This is a genomic window from Cupriavidus sp. D39 (genome assembly GCF_026627925.1).
In the GTDB taxonomy this organism is placed as follows: domain Bacteria; phylum Pseudomonadota; class Gammaproteobacteria; order Burkholderiales; family Burkholderiaceae; genus Cupriavidus; species Cupriavidus ulmosensis.
Genome location: NZ_JAPNLE010000007.1, coordinates 735882 through 751587 on the forward strand (window position 1 = coordinate 735882; position 15706 = coordinate 751587).

Genomic DNA, 15706 nt, shown 5'->3' on the forward strand with positions numbered 1-15706 from the left:
GTCTTGTGCAGCGCAAAGAAAAAGCCCTCAGCCGGGTAGGCAAAGGGCCGAACGTCCAAAGAAGAAATCGGGCAGCCATCGCGGACTACCCGACTTTGAGTATCCTCCCCTTTGCCGCAGCAGACAACCTTAGCATGTGCCCGGACTACGGCGTGGCTGTAGCCAATCTCTCGGGTACAACATGGCGCCGGACACGTGAAAACGGGCACGGCGCTCCCCCAAAGGAAGAAGGCTCTCGGTAGTTCTCCCCGCCCCAAGCCGGATCCAGCGCAGACAGGCTACAAATCGATCTCCGCCACGCTACGGCGACCCACCCGTGACGGCAACAGCAACGGATAGTTGATGTGACACTTCGCGTGGCGCCGGTTTCGGGCGCCCATGAGAAGAAAGCCATGCACACAAGCGCTCGCGAGACTGGACTGGTGGTGGACGGATCGGTCCCCAGCGCCCGCTGCGTTCTCAGTCACGGTAGCCCGTCCGCCGATCGTCGGACTTGGGGTCCTGATATTCAGAGGCAAAGCCGAGCTGACTTCGAAGCCGGCCCCGCTTTGCGCGTGGTGCTTTGCGACGTGTTGGATCTCGCTTGAGTGTGCGGTTTCCTGGCTAGCCATCGGCGCTGACTTGCGCGAGATATTGACTCCTCCCGGCAAGTCGTGCACGAAGCTAGCCCATGGAAATCTTGAATGCCCTCCCCCGCCAAATCTTCCCACGAAGGTCTTGGATAGCCGAACTTCCTCCGGCATGGATTCGAGCTCCGCGAGCGAAAATCGCAGTGATTAGAGAGGCCGAGCCGGCCAGCGGTGATGAGTACCGCCTTGGTACATCCATCCGCGCGAGCGCGCGTCAGCATGCTGCCGACAAGGTGCGTCGCGATTTGATGACCACGATACTCTTGAAGCACACCAACGGACCGCACAACAACCGTCTCTCCATATTGCTCGGCGCAAGCACAACCTACTACCCGCTTATCTAATACAGCGAGATGAAAGAAGCGCAATGCTTGATCGAAAACATCGTTAGGCAATCCACAACACTCAAGAACATCCAAAGAACATCCACGATAGCAGGCCAATCCGTTTCTCCTGCCACTCGAATCTGCACGCTTCTCATCATTTCCGGCATCTCCTCGTGTCGTACGCGAGCTGAACGCAGAAAACGCTTAACAATTCGATTCCTAAGGATTGCGGCTTCTCGGTTAACACTTCCGCCAAGCTAGTGGATAGCGGGAAAACCCAGATACGTCTGGGTAATGCCGTGCAATTGATGCCGAAAGACAACTTTGGCAACCACACCGTAGACCAAGGAATCCCTGCTTGGCAATCGGATGCTAGCGCTCCCGCTCACGCCTCTGGAATCAGAAACTTGTCGCGATTCTTCCCTAGCCACGCCGGTGCCCGACCACGGCCGGTCCAGGTGGCGCCCGTCTTGGGGTCCATGTACTTTGGCGGCAGCGATGTCTTCTCCTTCGCCGCAGCCTTGGGCTTGTCACTAGCCGCCGGGCGTCCACGGCGCCGCTTCGGTGCCAAGTCATCGACGGTGAGTTCATACTCTGCCATCAAAGCCTGGATTTTCTCAATGACGCCCGCGACCTCGCTTTGACGAACCTCGGCGAGCTGCGTTTCCAGCCTTTCCTTTTCTGCTAGCAACTGTTTGTAGGTAGCCATCTCGGTCTCCGTCTATAAATAACAGTTCGATTATCCTACAGCACTTCGCCAAATTTTCATTAACTCTGTGAATCTCGCCCGCCCTGATGATCTTAGCCGGAACAGAGATAGCTTCTGTGAATACAGCCCTCCCGGCCTATTCTCCCCCGTCAGGAAAGGCGCGATAGCAACTGAGTGGGTGAATTCAGCGCGAGTTACCATGTGCAGAATGAGGTACGCACGAACAAGTTCTTCGCCGATGCTTGGCTGCCCCGAGCTGAATTTGCCGAACATGAAGCCTGCAAGGGCTCCGGCTATGACCGTGGCACCGGGGGGAATTGCCCAATGCCACCGCCATGCCTGGCATCCCACAAGCTGAATGAAGTGTGTTCTGAAAGAGCGGCGACATCGCAACTCCCTCCCCTTTCCCACCTGGTCTGCCCCCACATTCCACAGCCCCTGCGGATGTCAATCGTCGGAAAGGGCTATCGGGCTCGATGCTCCGCCGGCGATTACAATACTGTGGGAGCACAGGGTGTTGCCCAAATGCGCCAAGAATGTGAGTGGAGAAGTCAATGGCGACAGCACGAGCTGGCACCAAAGGGGAGGCACTAAGACTCCTGGGGACGGAAGGCGTGACCGTGGTGGAACTGGACTATGAGGCTGGCTGGCAAGACGCGATTGAACTGGGTCGGCTCGGCCAGAAGGCAGGGATCCGCGTGGAATATCGCGGGCAAGAGAACATCGCAGTCAAATCGCCGACGGCATTGGTCGCTGGCCTGATGCAGCCAAAAACGACCTTCCGGCAGCGAAACCTCTATTGTCAATTTGATCTGACCGAGCTGCCTGCAGCTGAGTTGGAGAGCCTCGAGGCAAAGGCATCCAAGCTGGGCGACTATATTCTCGCCGGGCGGTTGATGCGGGAAGTGGATTCGGTATGGACAGAGTAAACACTTCCCCCTGGCATCCCATTGGCTACTCCAACGCGTATCCACCCATCGGCCGCGCTGGCAAGGTTTCCGCCTGGTCGCCGCCGATGCGGCCACTCCCCACCTGCTCCTGAGCTACCAGATGGATTAGAATCCCTCCTCATGCCTTGACCGGTCACATTATTCTGGGTGTTGAAGTCGATGCAACTCGATATCTTTGCTCACAGCCGCGATGTAATGCTACGTAATGATGTTGCCGACGCCCTGCAGCGCCGCGATGCGGTGGCTGCGCGTGGTGCGTTGCAGCTATTGCTCAGCGAGTGTCCTTCCGACGATCTGCTCCCTGCCCTTAGTACGCTGACTCGGGCCCTCGAGGATCAAAGGCCAGAGCGTTTTAGCGACCACGACGCACTGCGACGTGCGCAAGGCGAGATCACCTGCGAGGTCATGCCGGCTGCCGCCCGCGTGTTTGGTGATACTGCCGGCAGCGCATGGCTCGCGCCGTTTTGGCGAGCGCTCGCGCACGCAGCTGAGCATTTGCCGTTGTGCCGCAACGAGAACGATGCCCATGCAGCGCCCTTGTGGATCAAGGTCGGGGACTGGGTCGCGGCGCAAGAAGCCATCGCACGTATTGCATCGTGGCGCCGCATTCCCACTACGCTTTGCTGGATGGCAGAGGCGCAATATCACCAGCACGGACTGGAGGCCATCTGGCCGCTGTTGGCCGAACTCGCGTGGCTTTCGGCAAGCCGTCTTGACGGACTGATGCACCGCCTAAAGGACTCCTGTCTGACTACGCTTCGCAAGACGTTCGACTCTCGCTTCGAGGGCGATGGTGCCGTCGAGGATCTGGTGTGGTTTCCCGCCTGGGCGTTGATCGAGAAGCCTGGCCTAGCGAACCTACTGCGTCAGACGCAGCAATCAACTCAAAGCTCGCCTGAGCGTGCGATGCGCGTGCTGCTCGAACTGCTGAACTTGGAGCGGCACGGTCGCCACCACGAGCTAGTGTAGTGTTCTGTTCTTGGTGGAACTTATATGAGACTATTGCTCTACAGCGACAAAGCGTGGAGAGAGCGAGTGCGAGTTGCCCCCGAGATCCTGTTGACCGACGAGGAGCAAACCAGGTTGACGCGGCTGGTTCAGTCGAAGCTCACGAGCGTGAGGCTGGCGCAGCGCGCGCGCATCGTGCTGCTGGCCGCCAACGGCATGCAGAACAAGGACATCGCCGAGCAGTTGGGAATCGGACGCGTGCAGGTTTCGCGTTGGCGCGAGCGGTATGCGCAATCGGGGCTGGCCGGTATTGAACGTGACTTGCCACGCGGTGCGCCGCCATTGAAGGTGGACACGGCGCGGCTGGTGGAGCTGACCACTCAAGCCAAGCCCGTGGCGGCCACGCACTGGAGCACGCGCAAGATGGCCGCCGAGTTGGGCGTGAGCGCCAGCACCGTCATGCGGCATTGGCACGCCCACGGGTTGAAGCCGCACATAGTGCGGGGCTTCAAGGTGTCGCGCGATCCGAAGTTCGTCGAGAAGCTTGAAGATATCGTTGGCCTGTACATGTCGCCACCCGAGCACGCGCTGGTGCTGTGCTGCGATGAGAAGAGCCAGGTGCAGGCGCTGGATCGCACACAGCCCGGGCTGCCGCTGAAGAAGGGGCGCGCGGCCACCATGACGCACGATTACAAGCGCAACGGCACGACCACGCTGTTTGCCGCGCTCAACGTGCTCGATGGCCAGGTCATCGCCCAGTGCCAGCAGCGCCACCGTCATAGCGAGTGGTTGAAATTCCTGCGCAAGATCGACCGCGAGACGCCCAAGGACAAAACGCTGCATCTGATCGCCGACAACTACGCCACGCACAAGCATCCTGCGGTACAGGACTGGCTGGCCAAGCATCCGCGATTCAACATGCACTTCACGCCCACCTCGGCATCATGGCTGAACATGGTCGAGCGGTTCTTTCGCGACATCACAACCGAGCGACTTCGCCGGGGCGTATTCACCAGCGTGCCGGAACTGGTCGACGCCATAAATGAGTACATCGCTCACCACAACACCAACCCCAAGCCGTTCATCTGGACCAAGAGCGCTCGCGATATCCTGCAGAAGGTCATTCGCGCTAACCGCCGCTTAAGTTCCAAACAGAATGGAACACTGCACTAGTTGAACGGCGCAAGGAATTGCGCGGTTTGCAGCCGGCGCTGTTTGCCGCATACATGAGCACCCGATAGGGTTGTGTCGCAGAAAGGGCCAGCTGCCGAAGTTGGCAATGGCCGTATTGGTTACGCTGCCGGACAGGACGACGTTCGCCACGCGAGATGGCGCTGGTTTCGCCGCCGCTTGCGCCGGAACCCGCAGCACCGATTGCACCGCGCCGGCGCGCCAGCAGATGGGATGGGCGTCCCGTGCAGGCGGAAGGCCTTAACGGCCCGCGCTTCACTTCTCCACGTCGCGCCCCTGGCAGGTGGCCCGGGTTGCCAAACCCGGTTTGAGTTGAGGCAAGAATTCTGGCGATTAATTGCATTTTGATAGTCAGTGAAAGGCACCTAAACGTGATGCGGTTGTTGCAGATCGCTAATTCTGCGAATGGTGCGCACTAATACTGCGAACGTGGCGTGCCAACGAGGCTTCGGAACGACTCGCGATCCCCCGCGCGTACTGTTTCCCTACCCAACGGATCACTGCATTGAGATTTTTGAGCTGGTGTAACCTGAACGATGAGATGGCCTGGAGGCGGTGATCGTGAATTTCACAGACAGTTGCCGCCGGATTCAGCCACTCACGTTTCCAGCGAGGCGAAAAGACATCGAGGGGATTCAGAGCGAGGCACTCGAAGCAGAATGAAAGGCCGCGTCGGTCGGACACCCACGCTGCTGGTGTTTGGATCGCCACTAGTCTGTCGATGTTAACGTGAGTCAGAGCTGCGAGACGGGCAAGCACCAGCTCATCAACCGGCGGAAACAGCAGCCATCCACAGCGGGGCAAGTAGGGGAATGCCCCAAGCTGCCCACTTGCCCATAACTGGTGGACGCTGATTCGATACGTGGCTGCCAAGCGCCCCAGCCAGCCGCCAAAGGCCTCGTCGTCAAACGGACGTGGCGCCACCGGCCAAGGTCTCACACGCTCAGCACAGGAGACCTCGCGCTGCATTCTCGATGTGGCCAAGTTCGATCACCTCTCTGCCGTCGCGAATGGCGAGTTCAGTCGCGACATTGAGTACCCGCGATACCTCCCCGGTTAGTCCGCCGCTCGCCGCCAGAATCGCCTGAACCATCTCTTGCCGCGCCAGGTTCGACGGCCGTCGAAGGGGCAGAATTCGTTCAAAGGCAGCAAGGAGGCATCGGAAGGCCTCTGATTCGTTCCACCTGGGAATTTCGAAGCGTGTGAACCGGCTCACCATCTGCGGATCCGTTTGCAACGCAATCACGGCGTCTTGGGTGCCAACGAGGACGATGGAGATTCTCAAATCATTCGCCAGAAACTTCAGCAGATTCAAGGATGCCCGCTGTTCCCGGTAGCTTCCTGCCAGCAAGTGATGGACCTCATCAACAATCAGCATCCGCGGCGCCACCTTCCGAAGAAGCTCTCGGGTCAGCTTCTCGAGCGCGGAAAGCCGGGCTGTAGCATTGAAAGGCGCCCCCAGCTCGAAAAGCAGTGACGCATAGAATCGCTGCTGATCAGGTGTCGGCGGCATCTGCATGGCGACAATCTTGCACATCTCAACGCCCTTTTCCTCGTCATACTCGGGCGGATGATGACGCCGAAACTTGGAGATGATCTGCGTCTTTCCGATATTGGAGTCTCCGTGCAGTAACAGGCATGGCATACGCTCGCGCTCAGGTGTCTGGATGAGTCGTTCAAGAATCTCCAGCGCCTGCGTGGCACGCGGGTAATCGATCCATCGGTTACGGGCCAGCCCTCGAATCCGGACATTGTCATCGCACTGAGCCAATGGTCTTGCAGCAGGCAGAAGATGTGTGAGTAGCGCGCCCATTACGGATCACCATTGCTCGATATCGTACGCTATGGCTGGCTTGCTGTAGTCGACGGACGCCTCAGTAGGTTTCACCGATGCGCTTTCGCTTTGCCGAACTTGAGAACTCTCTTGCCGAGCGTTCCTTGGCACCGGATCCTTCAAGACAGTGCCTCGACGGCTTGCGCCCAATGATTGCGTTCTTGCGCGCGCAACGATCCGTCGCTGTTCATCGATGGCCTCAAACAGCATCGCCTCGCTGACGTATTTCTGTCCCTGGGCGCGCAGATGCCGTAATGCGCTGCGCTGCTCCCATAACGAAACGCGCTCACGGTGCAAGTCGGCAAAGGTCGCCCCGAGGTACCGTTTGCCATCAACGCTGACAAAAATTTTGGAGAGATCTTCCGGGTGAAACCGTGTAATGACCTTCTGCTTGGTTGCCCGCCACGCAGTAAAGATTGGGTGCCAGTATCGAATGTAGAATAGCGTGAGACCATCCGCCTGGACCGTTCGATAGGTCATCGGCAGGAACTGGATCAGGAAGCGCAAAGCCTCGGACGCCGTATCGGGAAGCAACTTCGGTGGCGTCACGCCGCCAAGAGTGGCCCACATGGAGTAGGGAGTGGCTCCGCGCAACCCCGGTGCGCATTATGGTGATAGCGCTGCGCAATCTCCAGGACCAGCCACCGCTCGAACTCTCGGATAGTCAGGGATGCCTCTCGATCAGGCGCCCTAGCCTTGCGGCCCTTTGGAGAGGATCCAGTCGACCCCGGCAAGCTGTGGACGCGCTCCATGAGGGTCCGGTTCAATCGCTCGATATGTCCGCCAAAGTATGGGCGTCCGGCGGGACGATACATCAACTCCACCCCGTACTGGCTACACCCGGAACGCAGCGCCCTGCTCTTGAACTCGGCCGCATTGTCGAGGTGAAGAACCTTCGGGATGCCGTGCATCGGCCATTCGGCACTGACCTCGAGGCTGGCGAGCCAACTCACCTTGGCGAGCACGACGCGCGTCAACAGGAGAGCGACTGTGGCCGCACTCGGGCGGTCCATCCCCACATACACTCCCACGACACATCGTGTGGCAACGTCAACAGCGAGGCTAAGCCATGGCCTACCTATGGGACGCCGATATAACTCATCCACCAAGATCACATCGGCCAGAGTGTGATCGACCTGAACGATGTCCATCGGGTAACGCGCCACGAGACTGCCAGGCGGAATTGTTGCCGCCGGTAACGCCGCCTGCAGAAGCGCCTCTTCCTTCCGATGAGCGGCCCAGCGCCGTGAAATGGTTGACCTGGCTGGTGCGGTGATGCCGGCATCTGCACAACGTTTGCGGATTTCGATGGTCAGCTCAAACAGCGGATGCGCCAGATAACGCTGCTGCGGCAGCCATGTGGTTAGTACATCGTTCACGATGTTCTCGACTTGCGCCGGCAGTCGCCCCTTTCCGGATCTCGGACCGCGGTCATACGGGCTCAGCGCGCTCGCGACTGGATCAGCAAGAAACCGTTGCCGAAGACGATAGACCGTGGACCGATGCATTCCGAGCAATTTGCCAGCGTACTCTGCTTGCTTGCGCGAGAGCGGTCCCCTTCCAAGAGGACGCAGGACTCGCGCAATGGCAAGTTCACGCTCCGTAGGCTCAGTCATGGAGGTACGCAGAACACTAACCTTCAACCCACAGTAGTCGAATTACCGGTCCGCAGAGTCACAGTCGCGGAATTTGTGGTCCTGCGCCGGAAGGTCGTTGCCTCTGCGCAACGGCACCAATCGCCTTCCACCGACAGTTTTTCATTCAGAATCAATGCGTTAAGCCAGTGTGATTGCTCGCAGATATGTGGGCGCCGCTCGCGGAATTAACGATCTGCAACACCTACCTCCACACCGAAGACGATGCGCGGCATGAGGCCACGCAGGAGCGCCACCGGATCGGCTGGACGCGCGAAGGGTGATGGGCGCCCACCCGGGCCAGGATGTCTGGTATGTGGTTTTGCCAATGTCACGCCGCAAGTAAGCGCCAAAGCGAATTGCGACGGATTGCTCTAGAATTTTGTATGATTTTTTTATGGCTGGGCACGATGGGCTTCGAACAACTGGCGGCATTGAAGGAACAACTGGCAAAGCAAGCCAAGGCCGCGCCACCGGACAAGACGCGTCGCGCATCCCCGAAGGCTTCGGCCCGCCCAGCGAAACCCGTTAAGCCCGTCGATCCGGTGCTGCAAGCTATCGTGAAGTTGCAGAAACGGTTCCCACAAACCTTTCCGAAGAATCCTGCGCCCAAGGTACCGCTCAAGATCGGCACCTTTGAGGATCTCGTCCCGCACGCGCAGGAACTTGGCCTGACGGAGCCGGCATTGCGCGACGCGATCCGGACCTGGTGCCGCGGCTGTTGCAGATCGCTATTTCGGCTAATGGCGACCTCTAATTATGCAAATGTGGGTGCCAGCCAGGATAGATGAAGGAAAAACGCTCTTCTCCTGCCGATGCTCGCGAGCGCTTTCAATGGAGATCTCCCTGACGCGCAGGTCGTGGCGTGAATGCGGATCGCAAGAATTCCCCTATTTTTCCCATCTTTCGCGAGGTCATGCGCATGGCTCTACCGAACTATCACCCTCTCCGTCCGCCCTGCCCGGCCAGCAATAGAATTTCGCCGACACCGGCTCGGCGTAGCCCGCGCTAGCCGAATTAATGATCCGCCGCGCCGCATTAGCGGAATCGTTGGACATGGACGGAAAAAGGCGTTGCTCTTGCACAACGGCCAAAAAGCGCCACTGAACGGCTGTTTCTCTATATAGATCAATGGTTTACATCCATGTGATCGCTAGCGGATATAGCGGTCACCGCTAGCGGAATTAACGATCCTCAACACCAGGTCCGGGTCGCGGTTTTGAACGGGAATTCTCGCCCCGCCGCATCTCGGCGCTCGAGATCGCCGCGTCACGTCATAGCGAATGCATCGGACCTCATCGCCAAACCGGCACCGTCACCACAGCGTGGTAAGTAGACCCGGGGAACCGCCCCCGAGCCTCTCGCGGAACCGTACGTGACACTCTCGCGTCATGCGGCTCCCGTTATCCAGCCTGCGGCGCGACCACACGCCAGTGAGCAAACAGCATCTGGTTGGTACGGCGCATCCTGTCCAGCCATTCGGCACTTCGTGGCCTGCGCCGGTGCAGGCCCTTATACTTCCGTCGGGCCCAACGCTCCAGAGCACAGTCGATGTGCCGGAAGATGCGAAGCATCGCAATCTTGTTGAACTCGCCATAGTAATTCCACCACCCCTGTATCACCGGGTTGTACAGTCTCAGCCACGTCGGCAAGCGTTACATGGGTCTGGCGGGTAAGGCGCCACCCCGCACTGCCTGCCGCATCCGCTTCAAGGCACTCTCGCTGGCTCCCGGCAGGAAGTTGGTAAACGGCCCCCCTTTGCGGGCTGCGCGCCTTCCTCGGCCTGAACGTAAAACCGAGAAACGTAAAGCTCGCATGCGGATGGCGTTCGCTGCGGTTGCTGTCTCTGCAGAACACGATCTTCGATTTCTCCGGATGCATCGTCAGCCCACAAGCTGCCAGCCGTGTTGCAATGGACCGCATCACGTATTCCGCCTGCCTGCGGCTATGGCAGTGAACCACCGCGTCATCCGCGCAGCGGGCAAACGGACAGTTGGGGCTGGTGCGGTGCATCCATCGGTCGAATGGGTAATGCGGTTCATCAGGATCGGACTGACGACACCGCCCTGGGCTGTCCCCCACGTGCGGGGCACACGTACCCCGTCCGTTGTCTCGAACGGTGCAACCAGCCACCGTTCGATGTATAACAGCATCCAGTCTTCCCTGATGTGGGTGCGCACCGCTTTCATCGGATAACGCCGGCGTATACATCAGCGGTCCTAGCGATCTGCAGGTAGAGGACGGCGCGTCGCCTACGCTCCTGGCGTGGGCGCGGCTACACGCGGTTGAGATAACCGTAGATGTATATCTTGCGCAGCACCGCTCTATCATTAATAGACATTCCGGCATAGAAAAAACCCCGCCTGCCCTAAGGTACGGACGGAGACACGGAGGTAGAAATGGGCAGGCGGGGAGACAAAAATGCTGCTGGTCCCCCCCATGGAGTGGGCGCGATGCAAGTGAATTGAGATCAGGGGCAATGTGCCTGGCACATACCCTTGCAGATCACCATTACTCGGGCACCAGTTGTCCGGCGGGTTGCACACTCTCATGCCGATCTCGCTGCGCATCGGCCGCATTGCCGGGCCGAATCCTGAACCAGATCGAGTACATGGCCGGCAGGAACACCAGGGTCAAAATCGTCCCAGCAAATGTCCCGCCGATGAGCGTGTAAGCGAGTGCGCCCCAGAACACCGAATGGGTCAGCGGAATGAAGGCCAGGATGGCGGCCAACGCGGTGAGAATCACTGGCCGCGCACGCTGGACGGTGGCTTCTACAACGGCCCTGAACGGGTCCAACCCTTCGGCTTTGTTGTGCTGAATCTGCCCGATCAGGATCAGCGTGTTGCGCATCAAGATGCCCGACAACGCAATCAGGCCGACCAGCGCGTTGATGCCGAACGGCTGCCCGAACAGAATCAGCGTTGGCACCACACCAATCAAGCCGAGGGGCTGGTCAGGAACACCATGACCATCGCCGGAATGGACCGCACCTGGAAGATGAGGATCAACAGTGTGATGGCCAGCATGATCGGGAACAGCGGCAGCATGGCCTTCGTCGCCTTGCCCGATTCTTCGATGGAGCCCGCTTGTTCAATGCGGTATCCGCTGGGCAGCTTCTCGATGATCGGCTGAAGCTGCTTGCTGATGGCTGTCGACACGTCGGGCGGCTGCAGGCCATCGGCAATATCGCCGCGCACCGTGATGGTCGGCATGCGGTCGCGCCGGCGGATGATGGGTTCCTCCATGCGCACATCGATCTTGCCCACTTGCGAGAGCGGAATGCGTTGCCCGTTGGCGCCGGCTAGCGTGAAGTCGCCAATCTTGGCCGGATCCAGTCGGATGTCGCCGGCCGAGCGCGCGGTCACCTGCACGGTGCGGATGTCCTCGCGCACCGCCGTCACCGGAATGCCGTTGAGCAGGAACTGCAATTGTTGCGCGACGGCGCTGGAGGTCAGCCCAACGGCCTGCAAGCGGTCCTGCTGCAAGGTGAAGTGCAGCGTGGGTACGCGCATCCCCCAGTCAGTGTTGACCGAGCGCATCATCGGGCCGGCGTCCATCACCAGCCGGACATCGGCCGCGATGCGGCGCAACGTCTCCGCATCCGGGCCGGTCACGCGGTAAGCGACCGGAAACGGCGAATACGGGCCGAACACCAGTTGCGTGACACGCACGCGCGCCTCGGGGGCAAGACCGTCGGCAATGGCCTGGCGCAGGCGCTGCTTCAACGCGTCGCGCTCTTCCTGGCTATCGGTGCGGACTACGATCTTGGCGAACGACGGATCGGGTAGTTCCGGCCCCATCGCGAAATAGAAGCGCGGCGCACCCTGGCCAACATAAGCCGTCACGATCCTGGCTTCCTTCTGTTTGGCGAGCCAAGCTTCCAGCTTTGCAGTGGCCACGCTGGTCTGGTTGATCGACGTGCCATACGGCATCTGCACCTCGACCAGCACTTCGGGTCGATCCGAAATCGGGAAGAACTGTTTCTTGACTACCGCCATGCCCGCGATGGCCAAGGCGAAAAGGCCCACCACCGAACCCGCGACCAACCATTTGCGTGTAATCACGCGCCCGAGCAATTGACGGAAGCGGTTGTAGCGCGGCGTGTCGTAAATCGCATCGTGGCCGCCTTCGACCTTCTTGAAGTCGGGCAGCATCTTCACGCCTAGGTAAGGCGTGAACACCACCGCGACCACCCAGGATGCGATCAACGCAATGCCAACGATCCAGAACATGTTGCTGGTGTATTCACCGGCGGTGGATCGCGCAAAGCCATTGGGCATGAAACCGACGGCGGTCACCAGCGTGCCCGATAGCATGGGCGCCGCAGTATGGCTCCACGCATAGGCCGAAGCGGCGATGCGGCTGTAGCCCTCTTCCATCTTCACTACCATCATTTCGATGGCGATGATGGCGTCATCCACCAGCAGGCCCAGCGCCAGAATCAAGGATCCGAGAGTGATGCGGTCGAAGTTCCTGCCAGTGGCGACCATTACCACGAAGACCACCGCCAGTGTCAACGGCACAGCCGCGGCCACCACCAGGCCCGCGCGCCAGCCCATGCTGACGAAGCTCACCAGCATCACCACCAGTAGCGCGGCGAAAAACTTGAGCATGAACTCATCGACGGCAGCGCTGATGTTGACCGCCTGGTCCGTCACCTTGGTCAGGCTCATGCCGAGCGGCATGTCTGCGTTGATGGCGCCGACCTCCTTGTCAAGCGCCTTGCCTAGGGCCAGCCCGTTCCAGCCTTCGCGCATGACGATGCCCAGCAGCAAGGCCGGTTGACCGCCATTGCGCACCATGAACGTGGCGGGGTCTTCATAGCCACGTTTGACCGTGGCAATGTCCGACAGCTTCAACGTGCGGCCTTGCGATACAACCGGCGTATCGCGGATCTTCTGCAGTTCGTCGAACGCGCCGTCCAGACGGACGAATACCTGCGGCCCTTTCGTCTCTACCGAGCCGGCTGCCGTCAGGGCATTCTGGCTGTTGAGCGCGGCAAACACCTCTTGCGGACTCACGCCCAGCGTCGCCAGCCGGTCATGTGAAAACTCGACGTAGATGCGCTCCGACTGCTCGCCGGTGATGTTGACCTTCTTCACGCCGGGCACGTGCAGCAAGCGCTGGCGCAGCGTCTCCGCATCGCGCACAAGGGCACGTTGCGCCTCACCCTGCGCCTTCAGCGCAAACAGCGCAAAGGTCACGTCCGCATATTCGTCATTGACCATCGGCCCGATCACGCCGGGCGGCAGGTTGGCCACCTCGTCGCTGACCTTCTTGCGCGCTTGATAGAACTCCTCCTGGACTTCCGACGGCGGCGTGCTGTCGAGCAGGGTCAACGTGGTGAACGCCAGGCCCGGCCGCGTGTACGTTTCCGTACGGTCGTACCAGCGCAGCTCCTGCATGCGCTTTTCGAGCTTCTCGGCGACTTGATCCTGCATTTCCTGCGCGGTGGCGCCCGGCCACGCGGTGATGATCGTCATCACCTTGACCGTAAACGCCGGGTCTTCCGCGCGGCCCAGCTTGAAGAAGGAAATGAGCCCCGCCAGAGAGATCAAGCAGATGAGGAACAAAGTCACGGCGCGCTCGCGCACCGCGAGCGCCGACAGGTTGAAGCGGCCTTGGCTCACAGACGCACCCCCGCGATGGCAGTGCTGGCGCCCTGACCCGCCACGCGGACTTGCTGGCCCTCACGCAGCAGTTGTGCGCCAAGCGCGACGATCCGGTCCCCTTGCTTGACCTGGCCCGCGACCCGGGCACCTTCATCGCCCAGGCGCACGATGGTGACGGATCGCCACGACACCTTGGCAGGATCTCCCTGGATGACCCACACGCCCGAACCCTTGCCTGCATCGAACAGGGCACCCAGCGGCACCTGGAGATCGCCTTGGGCGGTGGTGAGCCCATCCGGAATCTGGATCGTCACGGTAGCGCCCAGCGGCGCATTGGCCAGTTCCCCATCCAGCACATAGCGCGCTTCGAAGGTGCGGGTAAGCCGATCGGCAGCATCCGACAGTTGCCGCAGTGTCGCCGGCACGCTGGTGCCGTCTTTTCCGAACATTGTGGCTTGTGCGACAGAGCCGATCGCCGGCCGCAACGTTTCCGGCAACTGAACGACCGCCTCGCGGTGGCCTGCGTGGGCCAGACGCACAACAGCCTGCCCCGCGTTGACGACCTGGCCGGGCTCGGCCAGCGTTTCCATGACTACGCCGTCGCCATCAGCGATCAGCTCTGCGTAGCGGCTGGCGTTGCGCGCAACATCGGCCTGCGCTTCCGCCGCGCTCAACTGGGCTTTGGCCGCGTCCGCCGCAGCCTTCGCCTGGTCATAGGCCGAGGCGGAAATTGCGCCCGTTCCGCGCAGATCGCGGTAGCGGGCTTCGTCCTCCGCCGTCTGTTGCGCACGCGCTCGCGCGGCGCTCACGGCTTCTCGCTGTGCATGTGCGGCGAGCTTCAGATCGACCGGGTCGACGCGCATGAGCGGCTGCCCGCGCTTGACGGTTTGCCCCGCATCGACAAGGCGTTCCAGCACCTTGCCGGGCACACGGAAGCCGAGGTCGCTCTGCACCCGGGCAGCGACGATCCCCGTGAATGAACGCGATGCGGAAGCGGCTGGCTGGACGACCGTGGCACGCACCAACGGTGCCTCGGTGCGCGGGTCTGCAGAGGCCTTTTCGCCGCAAGCGCTCAGCGCGAGCGGAAACGCAAGAACAACGGTAGAGGTAATAAAGCGACGCGAAAGCATGAAAGCCCCATCGACGAGATGATCTGGGCTTTCATTCTGGTTCTTGTGACCACTTTAGTCAATGGTCACAAAGAAAAATCTGCGCGTCACGGGGAAAGACTCCGAAGCACGAGGCTGGAGAGCAGCCCGGGCGCGCTTTCCGTGTAGTCAAAGCTGTGCTGCAAGAGCAACGGATTCACGTACGGGCGCATGACCAGGTAGATGGCCGTCGTGGCCTCATCCAACGGCGTCTTGCGCTCGAAGTCTCCGGTCTCCCGACCTTCCTGCAGCACATCGCGCAGCACCTTCTGGATGCGCTCTTCGTAGGCGATTACCGCTTGCCAGCGCTCAGTCGCTGCCGAGGCCGCGATCTCGTACAGCTTGCGGTCGTGGGAAAACAACCGAAGGCTGGCCTCAATCAAGGCTTTGAACATGCGCCGGAGCTTCTCCGGCGGGAGTTGGCACCGGCGAGGGCGGCACTCACGTCGGCCTCGATCTCGCGAAGGCAGTTGGCGCAGATCATCTCACCAATGGCCTGCTTGGACTCGAAGAACTTGTAGATGTAGGCCTTGGAGAAGCCGATGGTCTTGGCCAGATCGGAAACGGCGGTCTTCTCGTAGCCATAGCGGCTGAAGTGCTCGGTGGCGGCGGCAACGATCTGGTCTCGCACGTCATGGTCCGCCGGGCCACGGGCGGAAACGGGGTAGGGGTGGTCTTCATAGGCTCCAGCTTACGCGAGTCGCGATAGTTGAACAACTTGT

At 60.4% G+C, this 15706-nt stretch carries 13 protein-coding genes and 2 pseudogenes; 4 read left to right on the plus strand and 11 right to left on the minus strand.

Annotated elements, in window-relative coordinates; genetic code table 11:
* Window positions 1-508 precede the first annotated feature (508 nt).
* Together OMK73_RS10695 and OMK73_RS10700 are read right to left on the minus strand one after the other, a co-directional pair.
* A complete protein-coding gene (locus OMK73_RS10695; RefSeq protein WP_324291706.1) occupies window positions 509-1072 on the minus strand; it encodes a GNAT family N-acetyltransferase in 564 nt (187 codons plus the stop codon).
* A 268-nt stretch (window positions 1073-1340) separates the two neighbouring features.
* On the minus strand, window positions 1341-1664 hold the full coding sequence (locus OMK73_RS10700) for an H-NS histone family protein (RefSeq protein WP_267602002.1): 324 nt from the start codon (window positions 1662-1664) through the stop codon (window positions 1341-1343).
* 554 nt (window positions 1665-2218) lie between these two features.
* Here OMK73_RS10700 and OMK73_RS10705 point away from each other — a divergent pair.
* From OMK73_RS10705 to OMK73_RS10715, 3 genes are all read left to right on the plus strand, one after another.
* Window positions 2219-2593, plus strand: coding sequence for a PHA-granule associated protein 4 (locus tag OMK73_RS10705; protein ID WP_267602003.1), 375 nt, complete (start codon window positions 2219-2221; stop codon window positions 2591-2593).
* A 180-nt stretch (window positions 2594-2773) separates the two neighbouring features.
* Window positions 2774-3583, plus strand: a complete 810-nt coding sequence (locus tag OMK73_RS10710; protein ID WP_267602004.1) for a hypothetical protein — start codon at window positions 2774-2776, stop codon at window positions 3581-3583.
* A gap of 66 nt (window positions 3584-3649) precedes the next feature.
* Complete coding sequence (locus tag OMK73_RS10715; protein WP_420715500.1) at window positions 3650-4735, plus strand: IS630 family transposase; 1086 nt, start codon at window positions 3650-3652, stop codon at window positions 4733-4735.
* Between the two features lie 411 nt (window positions 4736-5146).
* On the opposite strand, the gene OMK73_RS10720 is transcribed toward OMK73_RS10715, so the two are convergent.
* The 4 genes from OMK73_RS10720 to OMK73_RS10735 are packed head-to-tail and all read right to left on the minus strand — an operon-like array spanning window position 5147 to window position 7966.
* A complete protein-coding gene (locus OMK73_RS10720; protein ID WP_267602006.1) occupies window positions 5147-5722 on the minus strand; it encodes a TniQ family protein in 576 nt (191 codons plus the stop codon).
* The gene (locus tag OMK73_RS10725; protein WP_267602007.1) at window positions 5697-6566 is read right to left on the minus strand and encodes a TniB family NTP-binding protein; all 870 of its coding nucleotides are present in this window, start codon (window positions 6564-6566) and stop codon (window positions 5697-5699) included. Before OMK73_RS10725 ends, OMK73_RS10720 begins: the two co-directional genes overlap by 26 nt.
* Before the next feature lie 6 nt (window positions 6567-6572).
* A complete protein-coding gene (locus OMK73_RS10730; RefSeq protein ID WP_267602008.1) occupies window positions 6573-7157 on the minus strand; it encodes a Mu transposase C-terminal domain-containing protein in 585 nt (194 codons plus the stop codon).
* Complete coding sequence (locus tag OMK73_RS10735) at window positions 7133-7966, minus strand: integrase catalytic domain-containing protein (protein ID WP_267602009.1); 834 nt, start codon at window positions 7964-7966, stop codon at window positions 7133-7135. Before OMK73_RS10735 ends, OMK73_RS10730 begins: the two co-directional genes overlap by 25 nt.
* A gap of 665 nt (window positions 7967-8631) precedes the next feature.
* Between OMK73_RS10735 and OMK73_RS10740 the strand changes: the two genes are divergently transcribed.
* The gene (locus tag OMK73_RS10740; RefSeq protein WP_420715501.1) at window positions 8632-9012 is read left to right on the plus strand and encodes a ProQ/FINO family protein; all 381 of its coding nucleotides are present in this window, start codon (window positions 8632-8634) and stop codon (window positions 9010-9012) included.
* Window positions 9013-9624: 612 nt separating this feature from the next.
* Here the strand turns inward: OMK73_RS10740 and OMK73_RS39085 are convergent.
* The 5 genes and pseudogenes from OMK73_RS39085 to OMK73_RS10755 all read right to left on the minus strand — a co-directional run bounded on the left by OMK73_RS39085 (window position 9625) and on the right by OMK73_RS10755 (window position 15665).
* A complete protein-coding gene (locus OMK73_RS39085; RefSeq protein ID WP_420715515.1) occupies window positions 9625-9801 on the minus strand; it encodes a hypothetical protein in 177 nt (58 codons plus the stop codon).
* Entirely contained in the window at window positions 9734-10570 is an 837-nt protein-coding gene (locus tag OMK73_RS39090; RefSeq protein WP_420715502.1) for a reverse transcriptase domain-containing protein, read from the minus strand. Before OMK73_RS39090 ends, OMK73_RS39085 begins: the two co-directional genes overlap by 68 nt.
* Before the next feature lie 162 nt (window positions 10571-10732).
* Window positions 10733-13854, minus strand: a pseudogene (locus OMK73_RS10745) (efflux RND transporter permease subunit).
* Window positions 13851-14966 carry an efflux RND transporter periplasmic adaptor subunit gene (locus OMK73_RS10750; protein ID WP_267602010.1) on the minus strand — a complete coding sequence of 372 codons (1116 nt, stop codon included), beginning with the start codon at window positions 14964-14966 and terminating at the stop codon, window positions 13851-13853. The pseudogene OMK73_RS10745 and the gene OMK73_RS10750 overlap by 4 nt, the downstream one beginning before the upstream one ends.
* An 86-nt stretch (window positions 14967-15052) precedes the next feature.
* Window positions 15053-15665: pseudogene (locus OMK73_RS10755) on the minus strand (TetR/AcrR family transcriptional regulator).
* Between the last annotated feature and the right edge of the window lie 41 nt (window positions 15666-15706).

Bases quoted from the DNA above. Each gene is read 5' to 3' on its own strand.
- OMK73_RS10700 (WP_267602002.1), bottom strand. From the start codon at position 1,664: ATGGCTACCTACAAACAGTTGCTAGCAGAAAAGGAAAGGCTGGAAACG.
- OMK73_RS10705 (WP_267602003.1), top strand. From the start codon at position 2,219: ATGGCGACAGCACGAGCTGGCACCAAAGGGGAGGCACTAAGACTCCTG.
- OMK73_RS10710 (WP_267602004.1), top strand. From the start codon at position 2,774: ATGCAACTCGATATCTTTGCTCACAGCCGCGATGTAATGCTACGTAAT.
- OMK73_RS10720 (WP_267602006.1), bottom strand. From the start codon at position 5,722: ATGCAGCGCGAGGTCTCCTGTGCTGAGCGTGTGAGACCTTGGCCGGTG.
- OMK73_RS10725 (WP_267602007.1), bottom strand. From the start codon at position 6,566: ATGGGCGCGCTACTCACACATCTTCTGCCTGCTGCAAGACCATTGGCT.
- OMK73_RS10730 (WP_267602008.1), bottom strand. From the start codon at position 7,157: ATGTGGGCCACTCTTGGCGGCGTGACGCCACCGAAGTTGCTTCCCGAT.
- OMK73_RS10740 (WP_420715501.1), top strand. From the start codon at position 8,632: ATGGGCTTCGAACAACTGGCGGCATTGAAGGAACAACTGGCAAAGCAA.
- OMK73_RS39090 (WP_420715502.1), bottom strand. From the start codon at position 10,570: ATGCCGGAATGTCTATTAATGATAGAGCGGTGCTGCGCAAGATATACA.
- OMK73_RS10750 (WP_267602010.1), bottom strand. From the start codon at position 14,966: ATGCTTTCGCGTCGCTTTATTACCTCTACCGTTGTTCTTGCGTTTCCG.